The 11,279-nt window shown below is 69.6% G+C and carries 3 protein-coding genes; 1 reads left to right on the top strand and 2 read right to left on the bottom strand.

The genetic code is table 11. From position 1 onward, the window contains the following. The first annotated feature begins 89 nt into the window (after positions 1 to 89). Positions 90 to 1,433, top strand: a complete 1,344-nt coding sequence (locus tag OG349_RS08705) for a class I SAM-dependent RNA methyltransferase (protein ID WP_327234078.1) — start codon at positions 90 to 92, stop codon at positions 1,431 to 1,433. A gap of 665 nt (positions 1,434 to 2,098) precedes the next feature. On the opposite strand, the gene OG349_RS08700 is transcribed toward OG349_RS08705, so the two are convergent. Continuing rightward, a complete protein-coding gene (locus OG349_RS08700; protein ID WP_327234077.1) occupies positions 2,099 to 4,354 on the bottom strand; it encodes a UvrD-helicase domain-containing protein in 2,256 nt (751 codons plus the stop codon). Further along, positions 4,351 to 11,178 (bottom strand): DEAD/DEAH box helicase, encoded by a 6,828-nt coding sequence (locus tag OG349_RS08695; RefSeq protein WP_327234076.1) that lies wholly within the window; start codon positions 11,176 to 11,178, stop codon positions 4,351 to 4,353. Before OG349_RS08695 ends, OG349_RS08700 begins: the two co-directional genes overlap by 4 nt. Positions 11,179 to 11,279: the final 101 nt, after the last annotated feature.

The raw sequence follows: 11,279 nt of genomic DNA, 5'->3' as shown, positions 1-11,279 counted from the left end.
CGTGTCTCCCCCCAACACCACCCCCCGTGCAGCACTCCCACCCCCCCCGTGATCGCACCCACGAACCGTGAACTTGGAGCTACTCCCTCATGCAGACAGAACCGCAGCCTTCTTCCGAGCAGGCGTCGCTGGTGGGGGAGGAGTACGAGGTCGAGGTCGGTCCCGTCGCGCACGGTGGCCATTGTGTGGCCCGTACCGACGAGGGCCGGGTGCTGTTCGTACGGCACGCGCTGCCCGGCGAGAAGGTCCGGGTACGCGTGACGGAGGGCGAGGCGGACTCCCGCTTCCTGCGCGCCGACGCGGTGGAGATCCTCGACGCGTCCAAGGACCGGGTCGAGGCGCCGTGTCCGTACGCGGGCCCCGGCCGGTGCGGTGGCTGCGACTGGCAGCACGCCAAGCCGGGCGCGCAGCGGCGGCTCAAGGGTGAGGTCATCACCGAGCAGCTCCAGCGGCTCGCGGGCCTGACGCCGGAAGAGGCGGGCTGGGACGGGACGGTCATGCCCGCGCCCGGCGACAAACTGCCGGCGGGCGAGGTGCCGGCGTGGCGCTCGCGGGTGCAGTACGCGGTGGACGAGGACGGCAGGGCGGGCCTGCGCAAGCACCGCTCGCACGACATCGAGCCGGTCGACCACTGCATGATCGCCACGGAGGCGGTCAGCGAACTGGGTGTGGAGAAGCGCAGTTGGCCGCAGATCGCGACGGTCGAGGCGATCGGCGCGTCGGGCTCCGGCGACCGCCAGGTCGTCCTGGCGCCGAGGCCGGGCGGCCGGCTGCCGCTGGTCGAACTGGACAAGCCGGTGTCGGTCCTGCGGGTCGAGGAGCACGACGGGGGAGTGCACCGGGTGCACGGCCGCGCGTTCGTCCGCGAGCGGGCGGACGGCCGTACGTACCGCGTCGGCATGGGCGGCTTCTGGCAGGTCCACCCCGAGGCACCCCAGATGCTGGTGGAGGCCGTGATGCAGGGCCTGATGCCGAGGAAGGGCGACACGGCGCTCGACCTGTACTGCGGGGTGGGCCTGTTCGCGGGCGCCATCGCGGAACGGGTGGGCGAGACCGGCGCGGTCCTCGGCATCGAGTCGGGCAAGCGAGCGGTCGAGGACGCGCGGCACAACCTCCAGGACCTGCCCCGGGTCCGGATCGAACAGGGCAAGGTCGACCAGGTCCTGCCCCGCACGCACATCACGGAGACGAACCTGATCGTCCTGGACCCCCCACGCGCGGGCGCCGGCAAACAGGTCGTCAAACACATCACCACCCTCGGCGCCCGCCGCATCGCGTACGTGGCCTGCGACCCGGCGGCCCTGTCCCGAGACCTGGCGTACTTCCGAGAGGGGGGCTACAAGCCCCGAAAACTCCGCGCCTTCGACCTCTTCCCGATGACGCATCATGTGGAGTGCGTGGCGATCCTGGAGCCTGCTGAGAAGGGTGCCTGACCTGCGTTTTTACGGTTCGCGTGGGTTGTTCGACCTGCTTCCCCCGGTACACGACGTGGAGTGCGTGCCGTTCCGGGCAGACTGCTCTGACCTGTGGTTTCACCCACGACCGCGAGGGCTGAGCCAGCTGCGGTGACTTTCTCCGGGAATGGTGCGCGACGGGCTGACGCTCACTTGACGCCCGTTCTGATTGCGCGTCAGCCAAGGCTTGAGCTCACCGAGCCGCACGGGGCGTCGCGTCCTTGCTGAGGGTGCGCTTCGTGGCCGCCTCGTGCCATCCGACCGCAGGGAGCCGCCGGCGATCACGATGCGCTGCGTCCGGGAAATAGACGACCGCGAGGCGAGAGCTGTTGTGGTGTCAGAGACGACTGGCCCACGGTGACTTCGGCGCAGCTGCCTCTGGGTGTCACCGAGTAGGTCGAACCTCCAAGCCCTGGTGTCTCTACAGGAGGTGAAGCCGCATCGCATCGAAGGGACGGCCTGATCGCGCAAGCGTGTCAGGAGTGACCGAGGGATCGCCTGGGCGGAGCTGTTCTCGTCGTCCCGTCCGCTGTTGATTACGCGTCACCTGCGCCATCAGTGCTCCGGAGCGTTGGGCTCGCCAAACGGGGCGGCTGAGTCCCCGAGGATCTCCTGCTCCAGGGTGGCTCAGCCGTCCGGTGTGTTCATGAAGCGGGCAAACGCATGAGCGGGTCGAGGAACGGGCTCGGACGGCCGTGCCAGAAGATGGCGAGGCTGTCCCGAGAACGGGTGGCAGCGACGAAGAGCAGTGAGCGGGCCCGCTGGAGCTCGCGTCGATAGCGGACGGCATCGTCGCTCTGTAGGCGGGTGACCGCCTCCCGGGGGACGAGCCCGTCCCGCACGCCCGCGATGACCATGCGCTGGTACTCGAGTCCCTTGAAGCGGAACATCGTGCCGATGTGGACGCCTTCGTCTCCACGAGGGCCCTCGGGGCCGATCTCGACGGCCTTGATTCCCTTGTGGGCGAGTAGAGTGTAAGCAAGCTCGCTTGCCATGGCGTTGGTCGGAACGCAGACGGCGATCTGCCCTGGGGGTGTCGGCAGGGCGATCCAGTCGACGAGGAGTGCGGCGATCGACTCTTGCTCGGACTCCCAGTCGTCGCAACCGTGCAACTGCGGAAGGCTTCCGGTCAGGACGGACCTGTACCCGGCCAGGTCCTCGGTACTGCCGTCCAGGTCGTCGAAGCTCTCACCGCTGAGCACCCCGAGAGCGGATCCGAGGATCTGCCGCGTCGTTCGGTAGCTCAACGTCAGCTTGGCCGAGCGGCCGCGGATATGGACCCCGAGGCTGCCCAGGGTGACCTGGTTGCCGTAGATACGCTGGTGCGTGTCGCCCACGAGGAAGATGTCGTTGGCGGCACGCGGCACCATCGCCCGCAGCAGCTTCCAGTGCGCGGCCCGCAGGTCCTGTGCCTCGTCGACGACGATGTGCTGGAAGCGGTGCCGCAGCCAGCCCGCCGAGCTGGCCTGAAGATGGATGTTGTCGAGACCACCCGCCTCCTCCCGCTGACGTTCGACGGCTTGGATCCGCCGCTCGCGGTCCATCTCCAGCCGCGCAGCGCGCTCCGCGACCTGTTCCCAGGTCTGCCGCCCGAGGCGGTCGAGTCGCTGGGTGAAACGCTCCGCGAGCTGCCAGATCTCGGCGCGCTCGGCCCGTGCGATGTTCTTGCCCCGGCCGGCTCGCCGCGCACGGAAGTATTCGGTGCGGGAAACGACGGCCTGGCCCAGGATGACCTGCGACCATTCGTCGTGCAGGAACTGGGCGTCCCACCCGGTTTCGCCCAGCTCGTCGAGCATGGCACGCCACTCTCGCAGAGCCTGGCTCTCGTCGAGCGTCTGCTTGGCGCTTCCGGGCTCGGCTTCGCGTACGACGCGCAGCGCGAGCTGATCGACGTGGCTGATCTCCACCCGCGCCAGCAGCTCCTCGCCGCCCAGCTGGAGCAGCCGTGACCTGAGGTCGGCGGCAAGATTCTTGTTGTAAGTGGTGAGGAGAACGGGCTTGTTGCGTCCGGGAGGGAGCCGGTCCACCAGGTGCTTGACCCGGTGCAGGGCCACGATGGTCTTGCCCGTGCCCGGCCCGCCACCCACCCGTGCGGGGCCCGAGTAATCGCGGTCGACGAGCCGGGACTGGGTCGGGTGGAGGAATACCTTCCACCGACCGAAGTCGCCGCCTTCCAGGGCTTCGCGCAGCGCCTCGTCCGTCGTCGTGACTATGGTGGCCGGCCGCTCGGCGGCGGCCCGGAAGTCGTCGGTGTCGACGGGGCCCGGTGCGGAGACGGCACTGGTGATCTGCTCCAGCACCGCGTCGTACGACGCGCCGTCGTGAAGTGCGAGCAGGACTTCGGAAGTGAGCTGCGGGGCGTACTCCGCCAGGCCGAGGAGCTGATCTTCTGTGGTCAGGGTCCGGACGACCGGTACGAGCGGTCCCGCGACGCCGAGGTCGGTGAGCTGCTCATCGGAGAACGCGGCGAACAGGGGGGCGGGAGCGGGCGCCGGGGCAGGCTCGATGGGGGCGGTGGCCGGCCCGGGAGTCGCCGCTCGACGAAGGACGCTCTCCTCGACGATCTCGAGGTCGACGTATTCGATGCCGCCGGTGATCCGATTGATTCCGTACGAGAGCCGGTCGAGCTTCTCGTACACGTCTTTGCGGTGTTTGACGGAGACGATGAGCCAGTCGGTGTCCGCCAGGCGCAGCAGCAGGGCCCGGTACTCGTCGTTGACACGGGCTGACCAGAGCCGGCCGTGACCCTCCAGTTGTTTCAACCGCAGACCCCGGAGGTGCGGGTTCTCCTTGAACTTGTGCTGGAAGTCGTAGATCGCGCCCTTGACCGCACGAGGCAGCCTCAGGATCTCCTTGTCCGCTTTGTCGAGCAGACGCAGGGTCACGCCCGTGGTCGTCATCGCTGCTGGTCTCCGTCGTTCGCGTCCGTGTCTTCGCCCTTTGCCGTGGCGAGGAGGTCCTTGATGTCCCGGGGGGTGCAGGAGACGGCTGTGCTGATCCACCAGCCTGCCGCGGTGAAGGCTCTGTCCCGGTCCTCCGCGTCGTGATCGTGCTCCCCGTCGGCCGGCCGGTGGGCCGTCACCACGGCGATGCGGGCGGAGGACCAGGCGAGTTCGGCCATCCAACCGTGCTCGTCCAGCTCGTAGCCGGCTTCCGGCGGCACCACGTCCAGAGCGCGCAGCCCTTGGCTGAGGGGGAGCAGACCGGGTTCATCGGGGTCGAGGAACTCCAGCACCTGTTCCCAGCCTGTGTCATGAGCCGAGTCGGAGGGATGGGCCGGCCGAGAGGCTGGGACGACCGGGGCGGGCTCTTCCATAAGGTCTCCGGCGGGGCTCGCCGTGACGGCGGTGGCCGGCCGTTCGGCCCGCTGCGATTCGAGCCAGCCCGAGCCTCCGGCGACGCTGAGGCCGTCGACGGTGAAGCCTTCCAGGAGGCTGGTCGTCAACTGGACACTGTCACCGCCGCCATGATCCAGAAACTGGAGCACATTGCTCCAGTAGAGCCATCCCTGCCAGCGCCGCTTGTGCCCTGCCTCGTCCGCGACAGCCCGGTCGCTGTCGTCGAGCAGAGTCAGTGCGGTCCACATCGGCGGCCGGTGGCGACCGTCCGCGGCGGCGGTGACCACACATCCTGCGGCGTCGATCGCGGTCAGCAGCTGCACCGGTCCCTTGGGCCCCTGCGGGGCGGCGCCCCGCAGCGCGGTGAGGAGCTGTTCGCCGACGGCTTGAGGGTGCAGTGCGGCGATCCGGGCCCCGGCGCCCAGCAGTCCCGCGACTGCGGCCTCGGCGCGCAGCTGCCACAAGGAAGCGTCCGGGGCGCGCAGATGAGCGATCAGAAGGTCGGCCGGATTCACCCAGAGGTTCGCAGACAGCTCGCCCGGCAGGCCGCCGTGCACGCCCGCGTAGTAGTCGCGTGCTCGTTTCTGGCCCTGCTCGCCGTACGGAAGCCAGACCGGGTTCTCCGGCCCCGTGCTCGCGTACCCCGTGTCGCGGACCCGGGTCCGCCAGTCCTTCACGTCGTAGTAGGTGAGCTGGAAGACCCGTATCCCGTCGGCGCGCAGCCGGGTGCGTTTGACGGCGTCGTCGGCCAGCCTGTCCTTGTGCTTGGGCCCGGCATGGAACTCGTATCCGTCGAGGTAGAGCGCGATCCGCGGACCGGGCGCATCCGTACGTTCGAAGAGGACATCGGGGCGGGTGCCGTCGAGGACCCGCTGCTGGGAAACCCGCCAGCTGACGGTGGCCCCGTCGACGCCGGTCAGTCGCAGGTCCAGCGAGTACGTTCCGGCCGTGGTCGTGTAGGCGTCCGCGCTGGCCTTGGCCGAGGGCTGCTTCGCCCATTCGTCCAAGGTCTCCAGGAACATGACCTCAAGATCGCTCTCGGCCTGCCGTTCCAGCGGGATCTGGTGGGTCGTCGTGACCGGTGAGGTGGCCCAGTCGCCGCCGTCGGCACCCAGCAGCTCGTCGAGCATCTGCCGGACCTCGTTGCGGCTGACCTTGTCGTAGTCGCCGGCCGGTACGCGGCGCAGCAGACAGCGGTGGCAGCCGTCGAGCCCCTTCTCGATGCACGGGCAACTGTCGATCACCTCGCGGGCCCTCAGCAGCACTTCGCGGAAGCCGTCGGAGGTGGCGAGCCGGTGCAGGTAGCCGGTGCCGCCCGGCAGACGGTCGTAGACGACGAGGAAACGACGGGGCCATTCCGGGTCGTTGCCGTCGGGCATGGACGCGGCGGTGATGTCGATGTGGTCCGGGTCGCCGCCGTAGCGTGCGGCGATGCCCACGAACAGCGCGGCGGTGAAGGAGGCGAGGCGTTCCTTGACGCGGGCGACCGAGGCGGGAAGCAGGATGCGGACGGCCTCGGTGGTCAGCTCGTGGGCCAGGAGCAGGGGGACGTCCTCTCCCTTCCCCTGGCCTTCCGGGGTGCTCGTCCGGACTTTGCGGCGCGGGCACCACAGCTGGTGGTGAGCGCTGGCTCTGGTCGCCGCGGCAAGGGATTCGGTGAGCGCGTCCTGATGAATGTCCACGACCGGACGCCCATCGGAGGTGGCACCGCCGCAGCTCGTGCAGACGTAGAACGGATTGATCCGTACGTCGGCCCCGGCGAGGGGCACGGTGCTGCTGCCGTCCTGACGGTCGAGGCCCAGGTTGAGCGTGCGCACCACGGCCTGGCGGGTGAAGTCGACGCCGAAGACGGCGGTGTCGTGGCGCCAGGAGCCCGTGGCCAGGTGCACGGGGTCGACGTCCACGGTGGTCAGGACGGCGTACCTCTTGCTGTCACGCTCGTCCTTGTCGTCGCGGACCCGGGCGTCGTCCCGCTTGTCGCGTGACATGACCCGCTTCGGTTCGAGAACGCGCTGGACACAGCCGGCGTCGGCGATCTCCCGGCCGCCGCAACGGGGACAGGGCGAGGCATCGGCCTGGGCGTTCTCCGTACGGACGTAGCCGCAGGCGGGGCACAGTCGCCACACCGACCAGGCACGACGCTCCGGACTACCGATGTCCAGGGCCCGGACGACGTGCTTGTAGCCGTTGACGTAGAAGCTGTTTCCGGGCGCCAGTTCGGACAACGCGGACCGGCGGGAGCGCTCGTAGTCCCGGACCTCGCTGTGGTAGGTCTTCTTGGCCCCTTCGGTCTCGGGCTGCTCCGTCCAGGAGAGGGTGGCCTCCAGCTGCGTGGTGGTGTCCGAGAGGGTGTAGTTGGGCAGGAGACCGAGCTCGACGAGAGCCCCGTGGGCACTGGTCTGGTTCAGGTCACGCAGCAGATTGCCCGTCGCGTAGCGCTCGGCGCGCAACTCGCGCCATTCGCGTTCCTGCTCGGGATCACTGCGCACGAGCTGGTCCATCGCCGCGTCGATGGCGTGGAGCCGGCGCCGGAGTTCCTCACCGCGGCCGGTCCATTCCTCCTCGGCTTCCTGGAGCGAGCGCACGATGCCACCGCACGCGTACGCGCGCAGTTCTTCGGCGGCCTGGCCGGAGACCCCGGTGTCCGGCCGGCCCGGGAGGGAGGGGAAGAGGTCCAGGAACGATTCGACGAGCACGGCGCCATGAGCGAGGGCGGCGTCCGCGAGCTCCTGGCACCAGGCCGTACTGCCGAACAGTGCCGACACCAGGCGCGGCGCGGGCTGCAGTGGCTCACCGTCGCTCGTCGTGAGCCGGCCCCGCGCCGCGAGGTCCAGAAGGTGTGCCGTGTACTGGCGGCGCAGGATCTCCACCGCGGAGAGGTAGCAGCCAGGCGGCACGATATCCCCTGCGATCATCTCCCGCGGCTCGTCGAGGTAGTACAGATCGCGGGCCCGGCGACCGCCGAAGGCCACAACCAGGGCGTTGCCCGTCCTGCGGCCCGCGCGGCCCGCTCGCTGTACGTAGTTGGCAGGGCCCTTCGGAAGCGATCCCAGCAGGACCGCGGACAGGTCTCCGATGTCGATGCCGAGCTCCAGGGTCGGAGTGCACGACAGCACGTTCGGGTCGGTGTAGTGGGTGCCGTCGCGGAAGGCCCGCTCCACGCGCTCCCGCTGCGGCCGGGTGAGCATGCCGGTGTGTTCGGCTGTGACGACCCGGAAGGTGCCACCCGTCCGGTACAGGTGCCGGTAGTAGTCGTCGCGGTAGTCGCGCGGCCGGGGGCCGCCGAAGCTGGTGGAACCGGAGGACAGCACCGTGGCCTGGCCCGGTTGCGGCGCGGTGATCTGTCCCCGGCACCGGTACCGGGGACAGGGATGGCCGTACCAGCGGGTCCGCCGGGAGGGATGGACCACCTGCTGCCAGCCGCACGCCTCACAGGTGACGAAGGCCTTGTTGACGATGTCGTCCTCAAGGAGCCGCACCTCGACATGGCCGGGCTGCAGGCCGTAGACCTTCATCGTCCGGTCCTGTGCCGTCCGCACCGCGAGGAGACCCTCGTCGACGAGGACCGGCAGCAGTCTGCGGAGATACTCCGTCGCCCCGGGGGCGTCGAGCCCCAGGCACCGGCGCGCCCAGTCCTGGTACCAACCGGTGCGGGCTGTCGTCGAGTCGAAGTCGGACCTGCCCTTGTCACCGTCGAGCAGGAAGCGCGGCGCCGCCACACTGTCGGGGAACGCCGGCATGCCGTCGGGCCTGCCGCCCCAGATCTTGAACCGGGTCACCCCGGCGTCCTTCACCCACGGCTCCAGCCACCGGTGCCGGACCCCGCCGCGCAGCCGGACCCGCTCCAGCAGCCCGCGGACGAAGGCCAGATAGCGCTCGGCCGTCGGCAGGCCGGTGCCGAGAAGCTGGCCAGGCAGGGCCATGTGCAGGTCGCGGGCGAGCATGGTGATCCGGTTCTGGTCCCCGATGACGACCTCGGCGGCTGCCGTCCGGGTCAGTTCCAGGGTGCGGCCCTGCCGGGAACGGAGCCCGAACTCCATGACGGTGGCGAAGGCGAGCCGCTCCCCGATGAGCTTCCAGGTCCGCAGATCGCCCGTGCCCCGCCCGGAGAGCAGCCGGTCCACGCCCGGTTCGTCGTACAGATCGGGCGGGACGACGGCAGCAAGGGCCTGCGGATCGTCGACGGAGTCGAGTACGTTCCCGATCAGGTCGTTCAGAGCTGACGGCTCGCCTGATTCGTCGAGGTTGCGCGCGAGGAGTGAGCGCAGCGAGAACGTGAACGACCGGTTCGCCACGTACCCCGCACGGTGGGCGGCGTCCTGGGTCGAGTCGTTGAACAGGAGGGTCTTGCGCTCCTCCGCTTCGAGCGCGACCTCCTGACCGGTGAACAGCTGGGTCACCGTCGCCGCCGCCAGGGCGGCCGGCCGAGTGCCGAGGAAGCGCATCGCGTTGTCGGTGTCGCAGGCAGGGCAGCGCTGATCGACGGCAGCTCGGTCGGCGGTCTTCTTCTCGGTGATCGCCTGGACGAAGCAGGCGTCCTGCAGGTTCCCGGCGTCCTGGGCGACCGCTAGCCGGTATGTCCCTTGAGCACCGTCCAGGATCAGCGCCGGTGGCTGTCCGCCTCCCGTTGCAGGGCGGGACTGGCTGACTGCCGCCAGCGTGTCCTCCTGCTCCGCGGCCGTGGCAGCGATGAAATAGCGGATCCGCCGCTTCTCCCGCCCCACGCTGGCGCGCCAGATCTTGTCGTGGGCCATCACGAGCTGTTGGGGATCGGCTTCCGGAGAGACGGCCGCCCAGCCGGAGCGGCCGCAGTTGCGGCAGTACACGGCAGGCAGCCTTATGCTCGCCTGTCGTACGGCGGTGTCCGCGCCGATCGCCGATTGCGCGCGATGAGAACGCGCCACATGCCCGATCTGGCCGGCTTCGGGTTCCTCGTCGCCCTCAGGGGGTGCCGTGGGCAGCGCGGAGCGCGGAGCGCGATCGTCCTCGTACCAGTGGAATTCGGGCTTTCCCGTGCCGACTCCGCGCACGATCCGGCCGACCGGCCGGATCCAAAGATGGGTCTCCACGTGCAGCAGGGGGCGCGGGCGGCGCTCGTCCGATTCCGGATCACGGGCGGCCGACAGCAGGGCGACGAAGCGTGCGAGCGCGGCGAGGGCGAGGCGGGGGTTCTCCCGGGCGGTCCGGCCCCAGGTGTACCCGAACCGGCCGAGGCGGTCACGGAGTTCCCATTCGCTCAGCGGGTCCCCGTCGAGAAGGGACAGCACCCCCTGAGTGAAATCGTGCTGCTTGAGCAGCCGTCCGATCTCGAAGGCGGACAGGCCCTGCTGTCCGAGCATCCGTGCCGCCAGGGCATTGAGATCGAGCGTGTCCGGGCGCGACACCACGTCGGGGCCGCCCGAGCGGGCGATGACCTCCTCGGGCGAAGGCGGTTCGGGCAGACCGTAGTTCACCGGCCCGGTGAACTGCTCGGGCGTCATCCGCTCCTCGCCCACCAGCGCGTCCGCGGAGAACGGCATGCCGAAGACCTGAGCGGCCACTTCCAGGATGGAGCCGGGTCCGGTGCCGGGCCCGCCCTCACCGAGGGTCGCCGAGGTCGCCACCGGGCAGATCGAACCGAGGGGACGCCCGGGCTTGCTCTGCCCCGTGGCCATCGCCAGGCGGCGCAGCAGCATGGCGACGTCCGTGCCTTGCGCCCCGTCATAGGTGTGGAACTCGTCCAGCACCACGTACTGAATCTTGGAGTCCTGCCACAGCGCGCGGTCCTCTGTCCGCTGGAGCAGCAGATCGAGCATTTTGTAGTTCGTGATGAGCAGGTCGGGCGGTGACTGCCGCATCTCCTCGCGCCGCGTCATCACCCGGCGGAAGTCGGTGTCGGGCCGGTCGCCGATGTAGAGCCCCGCGGTCACCTGGGCAAGGTCCGGCTGCGCGAGGTACTCACCGATGCGGCCGGCCTGATCGGTGGCGAGCGCGTTCATCGGATAGAGCAGCACGGCCTTGACCCCGCGGCGGCCGAGGGCTTTCTCGCGGCGGCAGTGGTCGAGGACGGGGACGAGGAACGACTCGGTCTTCCCGGAACCCGTCCCCGTCGTGACCAGCGTCGGCAGGGCGGGCCCGTGGAGCGTGCTCAGCCGCTCGTACGCCTTCGCCTGATGCCGGTACGGAGTGAACCCCGGGTTCCACTCCAGGTGCTTCTCCCAGCCGGCGACGGCCTTGTGGAAGGGGGTCCTGATCCGCAGATAGGGGCCACGGAACATCCCGGTCTCGGGATGTTCGAGGAACCGCTCCAGTGCCCGACGGGTGTCCTCGTCGGTGAGCGCGTACGTCGTCGTGAGGTACTGGGTGAGACTGCCCCGCAGCTGCGCGGCGGCCAGCGTGGGCCTCACGACGTTCTCCTTCGCTTCGAGTCAGGTCGGTGAGCTGCGCCAACGGTATACGGAGCTGCCGACATCGCTCCTGGCAACGACCGATCGCGAATGATTCAGGC

Source organism: Streptomyces sp. NBC_01317, assembly GCF_035961655.1.
Classification (GTDB): Bacteria; Actinomycetota; Actinomycetes; order Streptomycetales; family Streptomycetaceae; genus Streptomyces.
This window is presented reverse-complemented; position numbering and strand designations above follow the sequence as displayed.